The organism is Streptomyces coeruleoprunus (assembly GCF_039542925.1).
Lineage (GTDB): Bacteria > Actinomycetota > Actinomycetes > Streptomycetales > Streptomycetaceae > Streptomyces > Streptomyces coeruleoprunus.
The window spans coordinates 6,847,405-6,865,780 of the sequence record NZ_BAABIT010000001.1 but is presented as its reverse complement, the minus strand read 5'-3'; the positions used below and the strand labels follow the sequence as shown (position 1 = coordinate 6,865,780).

16 protein-coding genes are annotated in these 18,376 nt (G+C 74.8%); 7 read left to right on the top strand and 9 right to left on the bottom strand.

The window, feature by feature from the left end; translation table 11 throughout:
• Positions 1-308: 308 nt before the first annotated feature.
• Positions 309-1,223, bottom strand: a complete 915-nt coding sequence (locus ABEB09_RS30770; protein WP_345693188.1) for a universal stress protein — start codon at positions 1,221-1,223, stop codon at positions 309-311.
• Between the two features lie 6 nt (positions 1,224-1,229).
• Positions 1,230-2,165: a universal stress protein gene (locus tag ABEB09_RS30765; protein ID WP_345693187.1), complete on the bottom strand. Its 936-nt coding sequence runs from the start codon at positions 2,163-2,165 to the stop codon at positions 1,230-1,232.
• Positions 2,166-2,272: 107 nt separating this feature from the next.
• Here ABEB09_RS30765 and ABEB09_RS30760 point away from each other — a divergent pair, with 107 nt between their 5' ends.
• On the top strand, positions 2,273-3,613 hold the full coding sequence (locus ABEB09_RS30760; RefSeq protein WP_345693186.1) for a nicotinate phosphoribosyltransferase: 1,341 nt from the start codon (positions 2,273-2,275) through the stop codon (positions 3,611-3,613).
• 60 nt (positions 3,614-3,673) lie between these two features.
• Positions 3,674-4,657 carry a universal stress protein gene (locus ABEB09_RS30755; protein WP_345693185.1) on the top strand — a complete coding sequence of 328 codons (984 nt, stop codon included), beginning with the start codon at positions 3,674-3,676 and terminating at the stop codon, positions 4,655-4,657.
• Between the two features lie 87 nt (positions 4,658-4,744).
• Here ABEB09_RS30755 and ABEB09_RS30750 read toward each other — a convergent pair whose 3' ends face one another.
• A complete protein-coding gene (locus ABEB09_RS30750) occupies positions 4,745-5,422 on the bottom strand; it encodes a helix-turn-helix domain-containing protein (RefSeq protein ID WP_345693184.1) in 678 nt (225 codons plus the stop codon).
• Between the two features lie 222 nt (positions 5,423-5,644).
• On the opposite strand from ABEB09_RS30750, the gene ABEB09_RS30745 reads away from it, so the two are divergent.
• Together ABEB09_RS30745 and ABEB09_RS30740 are read left to right on the top strand one after the other, a co-directional pair.
• Positions 5,645-6,103 carry a Crp/Fnr family transcriptional regulator gene (locus tag ABEB09_RS30745; protein ID WP_345693183.1) on the top strand — a complete coding sequence of 153 codons (459 nt, stop codon included), beginning with the start codon at positions 5,645-5,647 and terminating at the stop codon, positions 6,101-6,103.
• Between the two features lie 247 nt (positions 6,104-6,350).
• A complete protein-coding gene (locus ABEB09_RS30740) occupies positions 6,351-6,965 on the top strand; it encodes a CBS domain-containing protein (protein ID WP_345693182.1) in 615 nt (204 codons plus the stop codon).
• 92 nt (positions 6,966-7,057) lie between these two features.
• On the opposite strand, the gene ABEB09_RS30735 is transcribed toward ABEB09_RS30740, so the two are convergent.
• Entirely contained in the window at positions 7,058-7,360 is a 303-nt protein-coding gene (locus tag ABEB09_RS30735; protein WP_345693181.1) for a DUF1876 domain-containing protein, read from the bottom strand.
• A gap of 230 nt (positions 7,361-7,590) precedes the next feature.
• On the opposite strand from ABEB09_RS30735, the gene ABEB09_RS30730 reads away from it, so the two are divergent.
• A complete protein-coding gene (locus tag ABEB09_RS30730; RefSeq protein ID WP_345693180.1) occupies positions 7,591-8,469 on the top strand; it encodes a universal stress protein in 879 nt (292 codons plus the stop codon).
• Between the two features lie 143 nt (positions 8,470-8,612).
• Here ABEB09_RS30730 and ABEB09_RS30725 read toward each other — a convergent pair whose 3' ends face one another.
• Positions 8,613-9,317, bottom strand: a complete 705-nt coding sequence (locus ABEB09_RS30725) for a response regulator (RefSeq protein ID WP_345693179.1) — start codon at positions 9,315-9,317, stop codon at positions 8,613-8,615.
• Positions 9,318-9,488: 171 nt separating this feature from the next.
• Positions 9,489-11,189 (bottom strand): sensor histidine kinase, encoded by a 1,701-nt coding sequence (locus tag ABEB09_RS30720; RefSeq protein ID WP_380840969.1) that lies wholly within the window; start codon positions 11,187-11,189, stop codon positions 9,489-9,491.
• A 279-nt stretch (positions 11,190-11,468) separates the two neighbouring features.
• On the opposite strand from ABEB09_RS30720, the gene ppdK reads away from it, so the two are divergent.
• Together ppdK and ABEB09_RS30710 are read left to right on the top strand one after the other, a co-directional pair.
• Positions 11,469-14,201, top strand: coding sequence for a pyruvate, phosphate dikinase (ppdK, locus tag ABEB09_RS30715; protein ID WP_345693178.1), 2,733 nt, complete (start codon positions 11,469-11,471; stop codon positions 14,199-14,201).
• Positions 14,202-14,664: 463 nt separating this feature from the next.
• Positions 14,665-15,915, top strand: coding sequence for a globin domain-containing protein (locus tag ABEB09_RS30710; protein ID WP_345693177.1), 1,251 nt, complete (start codon positions 14,665-14,667; stop codon positions 15,913-15,915).
• 3 nt (positions 15,916-15,918) lie between these two features.
• Here the strand turns inward: ABEB09_RS30710 and ABEB09_RS30705 are convergent, their stop codons facing one another.
• The 3 genes from ABEB09_RS30705 to ABEB09_RS30695 all read right to left on the bottom strand — a co-directional run bounded on the left by ABEB09_RS30705 (position 15,919) and on the right by ABEB09_RS30695 (position 18,347).
• Positions 15,919-16,203: a hypothetical protein gene (locus tag ABEB09_RS30705; protein WP_345693176.1), complete on the bottom strand. Its 285-nt coding sequence runs from the start codon at positions 16,201-16,203 to the stop codon at positions 15,919-15,921.
• Positions 16,204-16,282: 79 nt separating this feature from the next.
• Positions 16,283-17,665 carry a cytochrome P450 gene (locus ABEB09_RS30700; protein ID WP_345693175.1) on the bottom strand — a complete coding sequence of 461 codons (1,383 nt, stop codon included), beginning with the start codon at positions 17,663-17,665 and terminating at the stop codon, positions 16,283-16,285.
• A gap of 85 nt (positions 17,666-17,750) precedes the next feature.
• Positions 17,751-18,347 carry a rhodanese-like domain-containing protein gene (locus ABEB09_RS30695; protein WP_345693174.1) on the bottom strand — a complete coding sequence of 199 codons (597 nt, stop codon included), beginning with the start codon at positions 18,345-18,347 and terminating at the stop codon, positions 17,751-17,753.
• Positions 18,348-18,376: the final 29 nt, after the last annotated feature.

Below are 18,376 nucleotides of genomic sequence, written 5' to 3'. Positions count from 1 at the left end.
GGGCGGGGCAGCCGGGCCGGCCAGGGCAGCCGGGGCAGCGGGGTCGACCAGGGCGACCGGGGCAGCGGGGGCGGCCAGGGCGCCCGGGGCAGCGGGGGCGGCCAGGGCGCCCGGGGCAGCGGGGGCGGCCGGGGCGGCTGGATCGGCCGGGGCAGCCGGGCCGACCAGGGCAGCCGGGGCAGCAGGGTCGGCCGGGGCAGCCGGGCCCACCAGGGCAGCAGGTGCAGCGGGGTCAGCCGGGCCGACCGGGGCAGCCGGGCCGACCAGGGCAGCCGGGGCGGCGGGGGCGGCCGGGGCAGCCGGTTGGTTCACTGGGACGGGACGGTGATGACCGGGCACTCCGCCCGGTGCAGCAGGCCGTGGACGACCGAGCCGAGCCGCATGCCGGTGTAGCCGCCGTGGCCGCGCCGCCCGACGACGACCGCGACCGCGTCGTGCGAGGCCAGGGCCAGCTCCTCCACGGGGTGGCCGCGCAGCACCTGTTCGCCGACCTCCACGTCCGGGTGGGCGCGGGCCGGCTCGGCGACGGCCGCCGACAGCAGGCGGTGGCGTTCGCGGGAGGCCGCCGACTCCTCGCTCTCGGGGTCGCCCGCCAGGGCGCCCAGTGTGTCGGCGACCGGGACCGGTGGCTCGGGCCAGACCCAGACCGCCCGGAGCGCCACGCCGCGCAGGCTCGCCTCCTCCAGGGCGAAGGCGAGCGCGGCCCGGCACGCCTCGCTGCCGTCGATGCCCACGACCAGGTGGGCGGGGCCGCGGGGGATGCGTTCGGGTTCGGCCACGACGACGACCGGGCACTCGGCCCGCGCGCTGACGGGGACGGCGACCGAGCCGGTGCTGAAGAACTCCGCCGTACGGCCCAGGTGGCGGGAGCCGAGCACCAGCATGCGGGCCCTGCCGGAGCGGGCGCACAGCACCGCCGCCGGGACGCCGTCGGCGATTTCGGGGGTCGCGGCGAGGCCGCCGTGCGTGTCCGCGATCCAGGCGGCGGCGTCGGCCAGGGCCTCCGTACCCTCCTTGCGCAGGGCTGCCCGGTGGAGGGTGTCGTCCGGCCGGCGGGCGCCGTGGCGCGGGTCGCGGCCGGGGACCACGGCCAGCACCAGGCGCAGTGCGAGGTTCCTGCGCAGGGCCTCGTCGGCCGCCCAGTCGAGGGCGGGGCGGGATGCGTCGCGCGGGTCGACGCCGACGACCAGCTCGTCCCGGGTGTCCGTGGCCGGTCCGTCCATGGCGCGTCACACCTCCTCGTCCGCCGCGTCCCGGTCCAGTGGATCGCCCTCGTGCTTCGGGCGCGGGACGACCTCGACGGGGCAGTGGGCGTGGTGGAGCAGCGCGTGGGTGACGCGTCCGAGCGTCCTGCCGAGGCCGAGCGGCTTGCGGTGGGTGCTCACGACGACGAGGTCCGCCTGCTCGGTGGCCTCGACGAGCCGGCCGGCGGTGGAGTGCCCGCTCACGACTTCGATGGTGACGGTCAGGCCGGGGAACTCCTCCCGCAGCCGGTCGGCCAGTTCGTGCAGTTCGTGGACGCGTTCGTGGGCGATCTCGTCGACGTTGTCGAGCATGGTGACGGCCTCGCCGACCTGGGAGACCGGGCTCCACACGGTGATCAGGCGCAGGGTCGCCTCCCGCCACCGTGCCGCGCGGGCGGCGTGGCGGACCCAGTGGTGGTCCTCCTCGCCCTTGACGGCGGCGACGACGGTGCCCGTCCGCGGGCGTTCGAGGTCTCCGCGGACGACGATGACGGGCGCCTTGGCGCGGCTGGCGACGTCCAGTCCGACGGAGCCCAGCATCAGCGCCGTGAAGCCGCCGTGGCCGCGGTTGCCGACGACGATCGTGCCGTCGTCGCCGGCGGCGTCCAGCAGCGCGGCGGCGGGCTGGCGGTGGCTGAGCGTGCGGGTGACGGGCAGGTCGGGGAATCGCTCGGCGACCAGGTCGGCCGTCCGCACGAGCAGGTCGTGCCCCTCGTGGCGGATGCGTTCGAGGGTCTCGACCGACGCGTAGGGGGTGCGAGTGTCGGTACCCGAGGCGTGGACGATGCGCAGCGGCAGGCCACGCCGGCCGGCTTCGGCGGCGGCCCACAGGACCGCGGCCCTTGCCTCGGGCGAGCCGTCGACGCCCGCGACGACCGCCCCGCGGTGCGGGTCCGGTCCCGTGGTCGGCTCGTGGTTCATGTCTCCTCCTGACGGGGCTGAGTCGGTCGCCTGGACGCTGTGGTCGCTCCACCGATCCGGACGGCCGTACGGGGGAGGCGGCGGAGGCGGCAAAGGCGGCGAGCACCATGTCGGACGTCACCACCACCGATCTGTACGAGGTGACGATGGCCCTGTCCTACGCCCGGGAGGGCATGGACCGGGCGGCCACCTTCAGTCTGTTCGTGCGGAAGCTTCCTCGTTCTCGCGGGTTCCTCGTCAGTGCCGGTCTGGAACCCGTTCTGGACCACTTGACCGGGTTCCGCGTCACCGCGGCCGACGTACGGCGCTTCGCCGCGGCGCTGCACCGGGACCCGGCGGACCTGGAGCCGCTGCGGGGCACCGCGTTCCGGGGGGAGGTGCGGGCGGTGCCCGAGGGGCGGGTGGTGCATGCCGGGGAGCCGCTGCTGGAGGTCACGGCGCCGCTGCCGCAGGCGCAGCTGGTGGAGACGTTCCTCCTGAACCAGGTCAGCCATCAGACGACCGTGGCGTCCAAGGCGGCGCGGTGCGTGCTGGCCGCGGGCGGGCACCCGGTGGTGGACTTCTCGCTGCGCCGGACGCACGGGCCGTACGCCGGGTTCCAGGCGGCGCGCGCGGGCGGTCTGGTGGGCTTCGCGGGCACGAGCAACGTGGCGGCGGCGACGCGGCTGGGCATGGCGGCGTCCGGGACGATGGCCCACTCGTACGTCCAGGCGTTCCCGGACGAGGAGACGGCCTTCCGGGCGTTCGCACGGGCGCACCCCGGGCCGGTCACGTTCCTGGTCGACACGTACGACACGGCCGCCGGCGTAGCGACGGCCGCGCGGGTGCTGCGGGACCTGGCCCGTGGGCCCGGCTGCGGGATCCGGCTGGACAGCGGCGACCTGGCGGCCGAGGCCCGCCGGGCCCGGGCGATCCTGGACGCGGCCGGCCTGCCGGAGGTGCGGATCGTCGTCAGCGGGGGCCTCGACGAGTCCGGCGTCGCCGCGCTGGTCCGGGCCGGTGCGCCGATCGACGTGTACGCGGTGGGCACGCGGGTCGGCACGTCGGCGGACGCGCCGTACCTGGACTCGGCGTACAAGCTGGTCGAGTACGACGGCCGGCCGGTGATGAAGCTGTCGTCTGCGAAGGTGACCGCGCCCGGCCGCAAGCAGGTCTTCCGCCGGCCGGGCGGGCCGGACGTGATCGCGTTGTGGGACGAGCCGTGCCCGGAGGGCGCCGAGCCGCTGCTGCGCACGGTGATGCGGGACGGCCGCAGGATCGGGCCGCCCGACGACCTGGCGGCCGCGCACGCACGGTTCGTCGAGGACGTCTCGGCGCTGCCGCCGGCCGCCCGCGGGATCGACGACCCCGAGCCGGTGGTCCCGGAGGTGTCGCCCCGGCTCGCGGAGCTGACCGCCCGGGTGCGGGACCGGCTGGCCGCCGGGGCGGCCTGGCAACGCGGCGGCTGAGCGGCGTCGACGGGCCGCGTCGGCGCCCTGGAGCCCTGGAACCGACAGGAGGTTTCCGCCATGAGCGGCACGCACATCGTCACCGCGGGTCTGGACGGCTCGCCCGAGAGCCTGGCCGCCGCTGCCTGGGCGGCCGACGAGGCCGCGCTGCGCGGGGCGCGGCTGCGCCTGGTCCATGTCCGGGAGTGGCCCGTCGCCCCGGAGATCCCCGCCGTCTACTCGGAGATCCAGGTGCAGCGCTCCGAGACGCTGCTGCGGGACGTGGCGGCGCGGGCCCGGCAGCTCCACCCCGACCTGCTGGTCGGCAGCGAGGGGGTGGTGGGCCGCGCGGCGTCCGTGCTCATCGCGGAGACGGAGGGCGAACAGGCCGTGGACCTGCTGGTGCTGGGTTCGCGCGGCCTGAGCGGTCTGGTCGGCTTCCTGGCGGGCTCGGTCGGCACTGCGGTCACGGGCTCGGCGCGCCGCCCGGTGGTCCTGGTCCGCGCGCTGCGCGACGAGGCGCCTGCGGGTGGGGCGCGCCGGGAGGAGGGGCGCGGCGCCACGGCGGAGGCGGAGGCGGGGGCGGGCCCCGAGGCCGCGACGGCCGCCGGTGCCGAAGGCGGTACGGAGGGCGGCGCCGAAGGCGGTGTGGTGCTCGGGGTGGACATCTTCCAGCCCTGCGACGAGCTGCTCGACTTCGCGTTCGCGGAGGCGCGGCTGCGGGGCTGCGCCCTGCGGGTGGTGCACTGCTGGTCGTTGCCGGCGACGTACGGCTACGCGGCGGTGATCGACCCGGACATCCGCACCGAGATCGGCCGCCACGTCTCGGCGAACCTGAGCGCCATGCTGCTCCCGTGGCGGCAGAGGCACCCGGAGGTCCCGGTCGTCGAGAGGGCCGTTCTCGGAGCGCCCGGCGCCCACCTGGTGTACGCCGCGGCCGGCGCCGACCTGCTGGTCATCGGGCGCCGCAGGGGGCGCGTCCCGCTGGCCCCGCACCTGGGCCACGTCGCCCACGCGGTGATCCACCATGCGGCCGCGCCGGTGGCGGTCGTACCGCACGAGTAGGTCGTGTCCGTCGGGTCTTTCCCCTGCCCCGCCCGTTCCCGAGACCGGGGCCCCGCCCCGGGCCCCGTCCTCGAACGCCGGACGGGCTCAGGAATCAGGCGGCTCGTGCGTGTGCCGTACGAGGATCCGGCGGCCGGTGACCCTGGCGGGCGCGATGGCCACCCACAGGTCGCGTTCACCGCCCGCCCACGGGCTCGTGAAGGCGTGTTCCTCCAGGTCGCGGACGCCGTCGGGGTCCGTGACCGTGCGGGCGGCGCCGACGACCAGGACGCTCCAGCCCTGGCTGAACGCGTCGTCGATGTGGTCGACCTCGAACGCCACCTCGCCGCTCGCGGCCTTCGCCGGTACGGAGTCGGGCGACGTACGGAAGGCCACCTCGCGCCCGGCGACGAGGTAGTTGACGGGCAGGATCGCGGGCCCTTCGTGCGAGGTCACGGCGACCCGGCCCACGCCGTGGGTGCCGAGCAGCGTCCAGCACTCCTCCGGGCCCAGGTCCACCAGCTCCGGGTGGTACGCGGCGTGGCCGGCGCCCGGCGGCAGGCCCGCGGCGCCGCCGGTCAGGGCGACGACCGTGGTCTCCAGGGCGTCGGCGAGGCGCAGGAGGAAGCTCATGCCGGGCGTGGCGGTCTGCTCCTCCAGGTACTGGATGTAACCGGGTGCCGAGCCCGCCCGCAGGGCGACCTCCTCGCGGGACAGCCCGAGCTGCTCGCGTCGTGCGGCCACCCGACGGCCGATGTCCCCCCTCGGAGGCTCAGGTCCGGGCATGGCATCACGGTAGCCGCGGGTCCGGCGGTGCGCATGCGCCGCGGGACGTCACGACAGCGCCGCGCCGTCCGCCGGATGGGTGAGTAGGCTCGAAAGAACCGTCGTACTGGGCGGGGCGCGCGGAACAGGGCCGGTCGGACCCTCCGCCGTGCCCGGGCGGCCCCTGCGGCCCCGCACCGTGTCGGCCGACGCTGAAGTGCGCGGGTCCACCAGGAGGTTCAGATGAGCACCACAGCACCCAGGATCAACGCCCTGCCGGCTCCCCACCGGGAGCGGCTGATGTCCCTCGCCACGGACGTGTCGTTCCAGCCGGGTGAGCGGCTGTTCGACGAGCGGCGGCCCGCGGACCGCTTCTGGGTCGTGCGGACGGGTGCCGTGAACCTCGACGCGCGGCTTCCGGGGAGCCTGCGCCCCGCGGTGATCGAGATGCTCGGCCACGGCGAGCTGGTGGGCCTGTCCTGGCTGTTCCCGCCGTACGAGTGGGAGCTGGGCGCGGAGGCGATGAGCCTGGTGCGGGCGTACGAGTTCGACGCGGCGTCGGTGCGCGCGCTGTGCGCGGCGGAGCCGGCTTTCGGTCTGGCCCTGACCCTGTGGGTGGGGCAGATCCTCGCCCACCGCCTCCAGTCGACGCGGGTGAGGCTGCTCGACCTGTACGCGCCGCACGGCAGCGGCGTCCTCTGAGGAGGTACGGGAAGGCCGGCGGCGTACGTGAAGGCGGAAAGGGCCATCCGCTTCTCGCGGATCCTGATTGCGAGGTGCACGGCTCGGGTCCGCTACTCCTCGTCTCCGTCCAGCCCTTTCCGTCCCTTCCAGCAAAGCACCGCCCGGGCCGCGCCGCCAGGGCCGAAATGTCCTCGTACGGATATCGCGGGCATCCTCTGAAGTAGCGAATCAGGCGTCGGCGAGGCAGCGAAGGGACGGGCGAGCGATGAGGCACCGCAGTGTGGCCGATCTGATGACACCGGAGGCCGTCGCCGTGCGGCCCGGCACCCCGTTCAAGGAGATCGCGCGGCTCCTCGACGAGTACGGCATCACGGCCGTGCCCGTGGTCGACGAGGACGAACGGCCGGTCGGGGTGGTGTCGGAGGCCGACCTGCTGCGCCGGGGCACGCCCGGCAACCAGGGTGCGACCACCGCCGAGGGGCTGATGTCGAGCCCCGCCGTGGTGGCGCGGCCGGAGTGGAGCGCGGTCGAGGCGGCGCGCGTCATGGACCGCAAACGGATCAAGCGGCTGCCGGTGGTCGATGCGTCGGGCCGCCTCATCGGCGTACTGAGCCGCAGCGATCTGCTCCAGCTGTTCCTGCGGCGCGACCGGGCGATCCAGGAGGAGATCCTGGAGGACGTCGTGACGCGGACGCTGGGACTGCCGCCGTCCGCGCTGACCGTCGACGTCAACGACGGCACGGTGACGCTGAGCGGCACGCTGGAGCGCCGGAGCCTCGTGCCGATCGTCGTACGGCTGTGCGAGACCGTGGACGGGGTGGTCGACGTGGACGACCGGCTGACGTACGAGGAGGACGACACGGAGGCGGTGGCGTCCTGAGTCCGCGGCCCTCCCCCGCGGCCGTGACGGCGGCCGGGCGCCACCGCACCCCGCCGCGCGGGGCGGCGGGGTGCGGTGGTGGTGGCCGCGCGTCAGCGGTTCGGGGTCGACCAGCCGTACGGGGTCTCCTCCTCCTGTTCGCCGGACATGCCGGCGCCTGCCTCGCCGATGTCCTTGTACGCCAGGCGCATCAACTGCCGGGCGAGGTCGCTCATCGCGCGGCTCGCCGCCAGTTCGTCGCCGATCAGGGGGACGTCCTCGTCCTCCGGGTTGCACCTGGCCTGGCCGTGACCGGTGAGTTTCGACGTACCGGTGTCCAGGACCGCGCGCGCCTCGGTGGTGCCCTCCTCCTCGAGCATCTCCATGTTGATCTTCCACTCCAGCGTCCGGGTCATGATGTGCCTCCTCGACGCTTCGGACGGCGGTGGTGGGCCGCCGTGAAGCGGCCCCGCTTACAGGATCCACCCGCGGACCCGGTACGACGAGCCCCGTCCGGCCCGAACCGAACGGCGGAGTTTGCGGCCTGACGGCCGGGGAAGTCGGGCCTATCGGCCCTGCGCGCGCGGCAGCGCCGCGCCCCACGCTGAAAGGGCGCAGTACCCCTGATCGCTACGGAGGCAGCCCCATGACCCGCCCGATCACCGTTGGAGTGGACGGTTCCCCGGCGAGCCTGGCCGCGACCCGCTGGGCCGCCCGGGAGGCCGGGCGCCGCTCCCTGCCGCTGCACGTCGTGCACGCCTGGCTGTGGCAGCCGCTGGACGTACCGCTGGACCAGGACAGGGCGAGCCAGGAGCGCGTGGCGCACGAGGTCCTGGACGAGGCCGTGGCGGAGGCGCGGAGCAGCGTGCCGAGCGTGCCGGTGACCTCCGAGGTGGTCGCGGACACGCCCGTCCCGGCGCTGCTCGCGGCCGCCGACGCGTCCCGGATCCTGGTCCTCGGGTCGCGCGGGCACGGCGTCGTCGTGGGCTTCCTGCTCGGCTCGTACGGGCAGCAGGTCATCGCCGCGGCCACCCGCCCCGTCGTGTCGGTGCGCGCGCCGAAGGGCGACGAGGGGCGTGCCGACACCCTGCGCGGCGAGGTCGTCGTGGGGCAGCAGGGCAGCCCGGAGGAGAGCGCGCCGGTCCTGGAGTTCGCGTTCGAGGCGGCCGCGGTCCGGGGCACGTCCGTGCGCGCGGTACGGGCCTGGAGCCTCCCCCCGCTCTACGCGTACAGCCCCGGGTCGCTGGCCCTGGCCGACGAGGTGGGCGGTCTGGAGCCGTTCGAGCGCAAGGCCCTGACGGAGGCGCTGGCCCCGCTGCGCGAGCGGTACCCGCAGGTGCCGGTGACGGAGCACGTCGAGATCGGCAGCGCGGGGCAGGTGCTGCTGTCGGCCGCGGCGGAGGCGGACCTGCTGGTGGTGGGCCGGCGCGTGCGGCACTCCACGGTCGGCATGCGGATCGGCTCGGTGGCGCACGCGGCCCTGCACCACGCGCCGTGCCCGGTCGCGGTGGTGCCGCACGAGTGACGCGTCCCGGGGTCGAGTCCGCGCGGTCGCGTCCGTCCCGGCGGCATCTGCCCTGGCGGCTTCCTTCCCGGCGGTATCCGCCCCGGCGGCATCTCCCCGGCGGCATCCGTTGCGGAGGCATCCGTTGCGGAGGGTGGGCGGCGCTACTGTGCGGACGCTCCCTCGCGGGTCGGGCCGCCGAGCGTGCGGGTGGCGATGACGGCGGCCTGGACGCGGCGTTCGACGCCGAGCTTGGCCAGGAGGCGGGAGACGTTGTTCTTGACGGTCTTCTCCGCCAGGTAGAGCCGCCTGCCGATCTCACGGTTCGTCAGCCCCTCCCCCACGAGGGCCAGGATCTCCCGCTCCCGCTCCGTGAGTTCCGGCAGGCCCCGCGGCTGCTCCTCCCGCCGTCCCTCACCCCGCAGACGGGCCATCACCCGGGCCGTGGCGCCGGGGTCGAGCATCGACTTCCCCGAGGCCACGGTGCGGACCGCTGTCACCAGGTCGGTGCCGCTGATCTGCTTGAGGACGTATCCGGAGGCGCCCGCCATGATGGCGTCGAGCAGCGCCTCCTCGTCGTCGAAGGACGTGAGCATCAGGCAGGCCAGGCCGGGCATCCGGGACCGCAGCTCCCGGCATACGCTCACCCCGTCGCCGTCGGCCAGCCGCACGTCCAGCACGGCCACCTGCGGCCGCAGCGCGGGAACCCGGGCGAGGGCCTGCTCGGCCGTGGCGGCCTCACCGACGACGGTCAGATCGGGCGCGTCGTCCAGCAGGTCACGGACCCCCCGCCGCACCACCTCGTGGTCGTCGAGCAGAAAGACCCTGACCGGCGCCTGGGCGTCCCGGCCGCTGCCGCTGTCCGTCATCGCACACTCCGATTCCTGATCGTGTCCACCGCATGGTCCCCGCGCCCGACCCACCGCGCCAGGGCCGGACGGCCCTCCGTCGGGCCCTGGGTGTGCCCGCGCGTCCTTACGGTGCCCCGGGCTCGTGTCGACTGTCGGCGGCCGGTTCCAGCGCCCGGAGCGGAACGGGCCTCAAGAGGAGAGGTGCAGGGGCGCGCTCCAACGGGCCCTGCATCCGCCCTCCTGCGGGGTGGTCGTCGTGAAGGTGCCGCCCACGCTCTCGGCCCGCTCCGCGAGGTTGCGCAGGCCGCTGCGGCGGCCGACGGCCGCCGGGACGCCGCGGCCGTCGTCGGTGACGGTGAGGGCGACCTCCGTGGGCGTGGCCCGCACGGACACCTCGACCCGGGTGGCGTGGGCGTGGCGCGCCGCGTTGCTGAGGAGTTCGCTCAGGGCGGCCATGACGTGGTCGGCGATCTCGCCCGGCACGTCGGTGTCGAGCAGGCCCTCCATGCTGAGGCGGGGCGGATGGCCGAGCGCGGTCGCGGCGTCGCCGACGGCCCGGGCGACACGGGCCCGCAGTCCGGGCCCCGCCGCCGCGTCCTCCTCCCGTGTGCGCAGCCCGAAGATGGTGGACCTGATGATCTTGATGGTCTCGTCGAGGTCGCCGACGGCACGGGAGACCCGTTCGGCGGCGCCGTCGTGTTCGATGAGGCGGGTCGCGCTCTGCAGGGTCATGCCGGTGGCGAACAGGCGCTGGATGGCGAGGTCGTGGAGGTCGCGGGCGATGCGGTCGCGGTCCTCCAGGAGGGCGAGCTGCTCGGCGTCGCGGCGGCGCTCGGCGAGTTCGAGGGCGACGGCGGCCTGCCCGGCGAAGGCGGGCAGCGGGTCCAGTTCGGCACCGCTGAAGACGGGTTCGCCCTCGCCGCGGGCCAGCAGCAGTACTCCGCGGGTGTCGTCCATACCGGTGCCGAGGGGTACGGCCACCGCGGGCCCCAGGCCGTCGAAGCGGCGGGGTCCCGCGTCGTACAGCGGGTCGTGCGGCAGGTCGGCGGAGGTCACAGGGGTGCCGGCCGTGTACGCGGCGCCGGACAGGGTGCCGTTGACGGGTACGACGAGGCCGCGTCGTAGCGCGTGGTCGCCGCCGGTGGCCAGCTCGACGACGAGGGCGCGGGTGCCGGGCACCGGCACGGACACGTCCGCGAGCCGCGCGCCGGTGATCTCCTGCGCGCGGCGGGCGATGAGTTCCAGCACGTCGAGCCGTGGACTGCCGGACAGCAGGCTGCGGGTGATCTCCGCGGTGGCCTCCAGCCAGCGCTGCTGGCGCTGCGCGCCCTCGTAGAGCCGGGCGTTGTCGATGGCGACGCCGGCGGCGACGGAGAGGGTGGTGATCAGGGCCTCGTCCTCGGCGTCGAAGTCCTGGCCGCCCCGCTTGTCGGTGAGGTAGAGGTTGCCGAAGACCTCGTCCCGTACGCGGATCGGCACCCCGAGGAGCGTGCGCATCGGTGGGTGGTGGGCGGGGAAGCCGTACGACGACGGGTGCTCGGGGATGTCGCCGATGCGCAAGGGCTCGGGGTTGCGGATGATCTCGCCGAGCAGTCCGTGGCCGGAGGGCGGGGCGCCGATGCGGGCGACCTGTTCGTCGCCGAGGCCCACGGTCAGGAAGCGGCAGAGGGTGCGCCCGTCGGGCCCGATGACGCCGAGGGCGGCGTAGCGCGCGTCGACGAGGAGCGCGGCGGCCTCGACGATGCGGTGCAGGACCTGGTCGAGGTCCAGCCCGCGGCCCACGGAGACGACGGCCTCCAGGAGGGTGTGCACGCGGTCGCGGGTGCCGCGGACGGCGTCGATGCGCGCCTGGAGCTCCTCCAGCAGTTCGTCCAGCCGCATCCGGGGCATGCGTGACAGCGGCGGTTCGGCCCCCACCCGGTGCTCTCCCCCTCGTTCCTCTCGTTCCGGACCGTGCCGGACGTGCCTGTGGCGTGCCTGTGGCGTGCCGGAAGAGCCTATAGGGACGGGCCGGCCCGCCGGACGGGGTGCCCGGCCGGATGGCGTGCCCGGCCGGACGGGGTGCACCGGCCGGACGGCCCCGGGCGCCTCGGGCGCCGCGGTGGCACGCTGGTCGTGGTGGCACCGTCGGCCGGCCGTCGCTCGGGGGTACCGGGAGGAAGCACTGCCATGGTCCGTTACGTGTACGACTTCTCCGAGGGCGGCCGGGAGCAGGCCGACCTCCTCGGCGGCAAGGGCGCCAATCTGGCCGAGATGACGCGCATGGGCCTGCCGGTGCCGCCCGGTTTCACGGTGACCACGGAGGCGTGCCGGGTGTACCTGGCGACGGGCGCGCCGCCGCCCGGGCTGGACGACGAGATCGCGGAGCACCTGGCGCGGCTGGAGCGGGAGGCGGGGCGCCGGCTGGGCCGGGTGGACGATCCGCTGCTGCTGTCGGTGCGGTCGGGGGCTCGGTTCTCGATGCCCGGGATGATGGAGACGATCCTCGACATCGGGCTGAACGACTACGCGGTGCTGGGGCTGGCGAAGACGCCGGCGCGGGAGCGCTTCGCCTGGGACTCGTACCGCCGTCTCGTGCAGATGTTCGGCACGACGGTGATGGGCGTGGACGGGGCGCTGTTCGAGGAGGTCCTCGGGCGGATCGAGCACCAGCACCACGTGGACGAGTCGCACCTGGACGCCTGTGACCTGATCAGGATCGTGGAGACGTTCAAGGACGTCGTGCAGGAGCGGACGGGTGAGGAGTTCCCGCAGGATCCGCACGAGCAGCTGCACCGGGCGGTGCTGGCGGTGTTCTCGTCGTGGAACGCGGAGCGGGCACGGGTCTACCGCCGGCGGGAGCACATCCCGGACGACCTGGGGACGGCGGTGAACGTCCAGACGATGGTGTTCGGCAACCGGGGCGCCGACTCGGGCAGCGGCGTGGCGTTCACGCGCGACCCGGCGACCGGCCGGCCGGGCGTGTACGGCGACTACCTGCCGAACGCCCAGGGCGAGGACGTGGTGTCGGGGACGCGCGACGCCGTGCCGCTGGAGGAGTTGCGGCGGCTGGACCCGGTTTCGTACGAGGAGCTGCGGGGCCATCTGCGGCGGCTGGAGGAGCACTACCGGGACCTGTGCGACGTCGAGTTCACGATCGAGCAGGGCAGGCTGTGGATGCTGCAGACGCGGGTCGGGAAGCGTACCGCGCAGGCCGCGTTCGGGATCGCCGCGCAGCTCGTCGACGAGGGGCTCATCAGTCCGGACGAGGCGCTGCAGCGGGTGAACGGGGAGGGCCTGGCGCGGTTGATGTTCCCGCGCTTCGACGCGTCGGCGGCCGGTGAGCCGCTGGCGCGGGGGGTGCCGGCGTCGCCCGGGGCCGCGGTGGGGGCGGTGGTGTTCGACTCGGCGGAGGCAACTCGGCGGGCCGCGGCGGGTGAACGGGTGGTGCTGGTACGGCCGGAGACGACCCCGGACGACCTGCCGGGCATGGTCGCCGCGCAGGCGGTGCTGACGAGCAGGGGCGGCAAGACCAGCCATGCGGCGGTGGTGGCGCGCGGCATGGGCAAGGTGTGCGTGTGCGGCGCGGACGCGCTGCGCGTGGAGGTGCGGGAGCGCCGCTTCACGGTGGGGGACGTGACCGTGGAGGAGGGGGCGGTGATCTCGGTGGACGGCTCCGAGGGCCGGGTGTACCGGGGTGAGGTGCCGCTGGAGGACTCGGTGGTGATGCGGTACTTCGAGGCGGGGGGCCGCCTGCCGGAGGGGTCCGGGTCCGCGGACGCGGCGGCCGAGCGGATGACGGAGGCGGACCGGCTGGTCCGGGACGTGGACCGCCTGATGGAACGGGCGGACGGACTGCGGCGGCTGGAGGTGCGGGCCAACGCGGACACGCCGGAGGACGCGGCGCGGGCGCGCCGGTTCGGGGCGCGGGGCATCGGGTTGTGCCGTACGGAGCACATGTTCCTCGGCGAGCGGCGGGCGTTGGTGGAGGCGATGATCCTGGCGCGTGACGACGCGGAGCGGGAGGCGTCGCTGGCGGCGCTGCTGCCGCTGCAGCGGCGGGACTTCGCGGGGATCCTGGCGGCGATGGACGGGCTGCCGGTGACGATCCGGCTGCTGGACCCGCCGCTGCACGAGTTCCTGCCGGACCGTACGGAACTGGCGGTGCGGGTGGCGAGCGAGCGGGCGGTGGGCCGAGAACCGGACGCGAGGGACACCGCGTTGCTCTCCGCGGTGACCCGCCTCCACGAGCAGAACCCGATGCTGGGCCTCCGGGGCGTCCGCCTGGGCCTGGTCGTGCCGGGCCTGGTGGCCATGCAGGTGCGGGCGGTGGCGGAGGCGGTCGTGGAGCGCGTCCGGGCGGGCGGGAACCCGCGGGCGCAGATCATGGTGCCGCTGGTCGACGCGGTGGAGGAACTGCGGCTCGTACGCGAGGAGGTGGACCGGGTGCTGGCGCGGGTGGCGGAGGAGAGCGGGCTGGCGGTCGACTGCCCGGTCGGCACGATGATCGAGCTGCCGCGGGCGGCGCTGACGGCGGGGCGCATCGCGCGGGACGCGGAGTTCTTCTCGTTCGGCACGAACGATCTGACGCAGACGACGTGGGGGTTCTCGCGGGACGACGTGGAGGCGGAGTTCTTCTCGGCCTACCTGGAGAAGGGCGTGTTCGAGGCGTCCCCGTTCGAGACGATCGACCGGGAGGGCGTGGGCCGCCTGGTGGAGATCGCCGTGGCGGAGGGCCGGGCCACGCGCCCGGACCTGGAGATCGGCGTCTGCGGCGAACACGGCGGCGACCCGGAATCGGTCCACTTCTTCCACGCGGCGGGCCTCGACTACGTGTCGTGCTCCCCGTTCAGAGTGCCGGTCGCCCGCCTGGAAGCAGGCCGCGCGGCCTTGCGGGAGGTACTGGACAGCGACACACGCTAGAGCTGCCCAGCAGCCCGGACACCGCACGCCCCACGCAGGCGTCGTAGTCGGCCTGGGCGGACGGTGCCATGACGACCACGCCGGAGACGGTGAGAGCCAGGGCCCCCATCACTGTGGCGATGCGGCGAACAGCATGCATGCGATTCCTCCTTGGCGGTGCCTGCCCGTGCAGGTCCCCGGACACGTCACCGGCGTGATGCCCCCACCGTGCGAAGGGACGTGCAACACGCCCTTGAGTGTCGTCCGCGAGCGCCTGCGGGCAGGGGGTACCGGTCCGGCGGGTCGGTAGGGCCCTTCGGGGTGTTCCTGTGCCGGGGCCTTGGGCCGGGTGGGTCCGATGTGGGGGCCTTGGTCCTCGGGTGGATGGGAGTGGGGGCGGTGACGCCACGTGGGGTTGTAGACAGGAATGTGCCTGCGTTTCAGCGGTGCGTTGTTTCTTCCGGCTTCGCTTCCTAGGAGTCTCATGCTGTCCGCCGAATCCGCCCGGATCGTACGGGCCACGCTCCCCGCCGTCGGCGGGGCGCTGGACGAGATCACCGCGCGCTTCTACCGCACGATGTTCGCCGAGCGCCCCGAGCTGCTGGACGGGCTGTTCAACCGGGGCAACCAGGCCGGCGGCGACCAGCGGCGGGCGCTGGCGGGGGCCCTTGTGGGCTTCGCGGCGGCGCTGGTCTGCGAGCCCGAGGCCCGGCCGGACGCCCTGCTGTCCCGTATCGCGCACAAGCACGCGTCGGTCGGGGTGACCGACGACCAGTACACGGTCGTGCACAAGTACCTTTTCGCCGCCGTCGCCGAGGTCTTGGGGGACGCCGTGACTCCCGAAGTCGCGGGCGCCTGGGACGAGGTGTACTGGCTCATGGCCGGCGCCCTGATCGCCCAGGAGGCTCGGCTCTACCTGGAGGCGCAGGTGCGGCCGGGGCACCCGTGGCGGGAGTGGACGGTGGTGGAGCGGCGCGAGGAGACGGCGGACGCGGTGTCCCTGCTGCTGCGCCCCGCCGACGGCCGGCCCGCTCCGGCGGCCCGCGCCGGCCAGTACGTGAGCGTGCGCGTGCGGATGCCGGACGGGGTGCGCCAACTGCGCCAGTACAGCCTGTCGTCGGCGCCGGGCGAGGACGTCCGCCGGATCACCGTCAAGCGGCTGCGCCGAGACGGCGTTCCGGACGGCGAGGTGTCGAACCTGCTGCACCGGAGCGCGGCGGTGGGTGATGTGCTGGCGTTGTCCGCGCCCTTCGGTGACGTGGTGCTCGACGAGGAGGACCGGCCGCTGGTCCTCGTCTCGGCCGGGATCGGCTGCACGCCGATGGTCGCCGTGCTGGAGCACCTCGCCGCCACCGGCTCGCACCGCCCGGTCACGGTGCTGCACGCCGACCGCTCCCCCGCCTCCCACGCGCTCCGGGCCGACACCCTCCGCCTGGTGGACGGGTTGGCCGATGGGCGTGCCGTGTTCTGGTACGAGGAGTACGGGGAGTCCGGGGAGTGCGAGCTGGAACAGGACGGCGCCGGGCGGCGTGGGCCCGACGTCCGTACCGGGCTGCTGGACCTCCGCTCGGTCCGCCTGCCGGCGGACGCCGGCGTGTTCCTGTGCGGGCCGCTGCCCTTCATGCGGGCCGCGCGCGAGCAGCTGCTGCGGGCCGGCGTTCCGGCGCGGCGCATCCGGTACGAGGTGTTCGGCCCCGACCTGTGGCTGGCCGACATGGCCGACGTGGCCGGCTGACGCTCAGAGGTCGGAGGCCACGTCCTCCTCGTCCACCAGGTGCCGGACCGCCTGGGCCGCCGTCGTCAGGCCCAGGCGGTCCAGCGTGTCGGCGGACTCCAGGAGGACGGCGGCCGTCACGGACGTCATGGCGGCGCCCGCCCGGTCGCGTTCGGCCAGGTCCTCCGGGGACGTGGCGGTGCGCAGGGCCTCCACGCGGGCCGCCAGGGCCTCGCGCTGCTCCTCCAGCGCGGCCACGGCGCGCACCGCGCGCACGATCTCCTCGTCGGTGAGGGGGGTGGTGCTCATGGGGGTTTCTTCTCTTTCCCTCTTCGTGGTGCTGGTGCCTTTCGGCTCCTTACGGAAGAGGGGCATGCGGCATCTGACGTCACGCCTCTGCCCGCGAGTGTGACCGGGGACGCAGTCGGCAGCGCGCGGGGCCCGCGGCGCGCAGCGTGATGCCGACCGTGACCGGCACGTACGTGTCGACTGCCTCGATCTCGTACGCCCGGAGGATCATCGCGAGGGCGAGGACCGACTCCAGCATCGAGAAGTGCTGGCCGATGCAGGCGCGCGGCCCGCCACCGAAGGGGAACCAGGCGTAGCGGGGGCGGGCCTTCTCGCGTTCCGGCGCGAACCGCTCCGGGTCGAAGCGCTCGGGCTCCTCCCAGTAGCGCGGGTGCCGGTGGGTCACCCACGGGGCGACGACGACGTCGGCGCCGGCCGGGATGGTGTGTCCGCCGACCACGGTGGTGGCGACGGCGCGGCGGCCGATGACGGGGCCCGCGGGGTACAGCCGCATGGCCTCCTTGAGGACCTGGGTGAGGTACGGCAGGGCGTCGAGGTCGGCGGCACCCGGGGTGCGGCCGGCCAGGACGCGGACGGCTTCGTCGCGGGCGCGCCGCTGCTGGTCGGGGTGGCGGGCCAGCAGGTGGAGGGAGAACGCGAGCGAGGTGGCCGTGGTCTCGTGGCCGGCGAGGAGGAAGACGAGGACCTGGTCGCGGATCTCGGACGGGTCGAGGCCGCCGTCCGTCTCGTCGGCGGCCCTGCTGAGCAGCGTGAGGAGGTCGTCGCCGGTGGCGGCGGAGCCCTCGGCGCGCCGCTTGCCGATGATGCGGTCGCACTCCTCGTACAGTTCGCCGATCGCGGCGGCGGCGCGGCGGTTGGCCGGGGTGGGCCAGTGGCGGGGCGGCCTGACGGGGGTGAAGGCGCGCCTCAGGGCGTACTCGCCGAGGACGGGGAAGGAGCGCTCGACGACGTCGACGGCGCTCTCGACGTCGGTGCCGAACAGGATGCGGGCGACGGCGCGCAGCGTGAGCCGGGTCATCTCGGCGGCGACGTCGACGGTGGCGCCGGGTGCGTCCCGCCAGGAGGCGAGCAGCGTGGCGGTCTCGGTGGTGACGGCGTCGGCGTAGCCGTCGACGCGGCGCCGGGTGAACAGGGGCTGGACGAGGCGGCGTTGGCGTACGTAGTCCCCGTCCTGGCTGGTGAGCAGCCCGTTGCCGAAGGAGTCGCGGACCTCCTGGTAGAAGGCGTTGTCCTTGCGGAAGTTGGCGGACTCGGTGGCGAGGACCTGCTGGGCGCCCTCGGCGGAGAACACGCCGTAGACCTCGGTGCGCAGCCCGGGTGGGCCGGCGGTGACGCGGACGACGTCGCCGTGGTCGCGGAAGGCGCCGAGGAACGTGCCGAGCGAGTCGCGTCGCAGGTCGAACATGGAGCCCAGCAGGGGGATCCCCGTCGGGCCGGGAACGTGTGTGCCGGTGCTGGTCATCCCGTTCTCCTCACGGCCGGTGCGCTGGGGGTGGTGCCGCCCGGGGGCGCCCCCTGGGGGGCAGCCTTCCCGGGCGGGCGTACGGTCAGTCGGCGGCGGTGGTGTGACGTGCCCTCAGGGCGGCCAGTGTCGTGTCGAGGTCGGCGGGGCGGGGGCGGTTGTGCGGGAGCTTGCCGAGGACGACGGCCATGCCGCAGGTGTCGGTGAGGGCGGAGAAGACGAAGCCGCCCGCGATGCCCGCGGAGAGGAGCTGGAACGCCGGGTGGACGAGGAGGCCCAGGGCGAGGCCGGTCAGGACGAGGAGGCCGGCGGTGAACCGGACCTGCCGTTCCATGGCCCAGGTGGCGCGGGGCGCGCCCTGAGGGCGGTGCAGGGCGTGGCCGTCGGCGGCCCAGGCGCCGGTGCCGCCGGCGAGCGTGGCCGCGGTGACGCCGTCCTGGGCGAGGGTGCGGCAGGCGTCGGCGGAGCGGGCGCCGGAGGCGCAGACGAGGAGGACGTCGCCGTGTGCGGCGGCGTCGCGGATGTCGGGCAGGGCGCGCCGGAGCGCGTCGAGGGGGATGTTGAGGGCGCCCGGGAGGTGTCCGGACGCGAACTCGCCCGGTGTGCGGACGTCGATCACGGTGAGTTCGTGGAGCCGGGTACGGACGTGGTCGGTGTGCAGGGTGTGCGGGGTGCTGGTCATGTCAGGTGTCATCCTTGGTCGTCGACGGG

Bases quoted from the DNA above. Each gene is read 5' to 3' on its own strand.
- ABEB09_RS30770 (WP_345693188.1), bottom strand. From the start codon at position 1,223: ATGGACGGACCGGCCACGGACACCCGGGACGAGCTGGTCGTCGGCGTC.
- ABEB09_RS30765 (WP_345693187.1), bottom strand. From the start codon at position 2,165: ATGAACCACGAGCCGACCACGGGACCGGACCCGCACCGCGGGGCGGTC.
- ABEB09_RS30760 (WP_345693186.1), top strand. From the start codon at position 2,273: ATGTCGGACGTCACCACCACCGATCTGTACGAGGTGACGATGGCCCTG.
- ABEB09_RS30755 (WP_345693185.1), top strand. From the start codon at position 3,674: ATGAGCGGCACGCACATCGTCACCGCGGGTCTGGACGGCTCGCCCGAG.
- ABEB09_RS30750 (WP_345693184.1), bottom strand. From the start codon at position 5,422: ATGCCCGGACCTGAGCCTCCGAGGGGGGACATCGGCCGTCGGGTGGCC.
- ABEB09_RS30745 (WP_345693183.1), top strand. From the start codon at position 5,645: ATGAGCACCACAGCACCCAGGATCAACGCCCTGCCGGCTCCCCACCGG.
- ABEB09_RS30740 (WP_345693182.1), top strand. From the start codon at position 6,351: ATGAGGCACCGCAGTGTGGCCGATCTGATGACACCGGAGGCCGTCGCC.
- ABEB09_RS30735 (WP_345693181.1), bottom strand. From the start codon at position 7,360: ATGACCCGGACGCTGGAGTGGAAGATCAACATGGAGATGCTCGAGGAG.
- ABEB09_RS30730 (WP_345693180.1), top strand. From the start codon at position 7,591: ATGACCCGCCCGATCACCGTTGGAGTGGACGGTTCCCCGGCGAGCCTG.
- ABEB09_RS30725 (WP_345693179.1), bottom strand. From the start codon at position 9,317: ATGACGGACAGCGGCAGCGGCCGGGACGCCCAGGCGCCGGTCAGGGTC.
- ABEB09_RS30720 (WP_380840969.1), bottom strand. From the start codon at position 11,189: ATGCCCCGGATGCGGCTGGACGAACTGCTGGAGGAGCTCCAGGCGCGC.
- ppdK (WP_345693178.1), top strand. From the start codon at position 11,469: ATGGTCCGTTACGTGTACGACTTCTCCGAGGGCGGCCGGGAGCAGGCC.
- ABEB09_RS30710 (WP_345693177.1), top strand. From the start codon at position 14,665: ATGCTGTCCGCCGAATCCGCCCGGATCGTACGGGCCACGCTCCCCGCC.
- ABEB09_RS30705 (WP_345693176.1), bottom strand. From the start codon at position 16,203: ATGAGCACCACCCCCCTCACCGACGAGGAGATCGTGCGCGCGGTGCGC.
- ABEB09_RS30700 (WP_345693175.1), bottom strand. From the start codon at position 17,665: ATGACCAGCACCGGCACACACGTTCCCGGCCCGACGGGGATCCCCCTG.
- ABEB09_RS30695 (WP_345693174.1), bottom strand. From the start codon at position 18,347: ATGACCAGCACCCCGCACACCCTGCACACCGACCACGTCCGTACCCGG.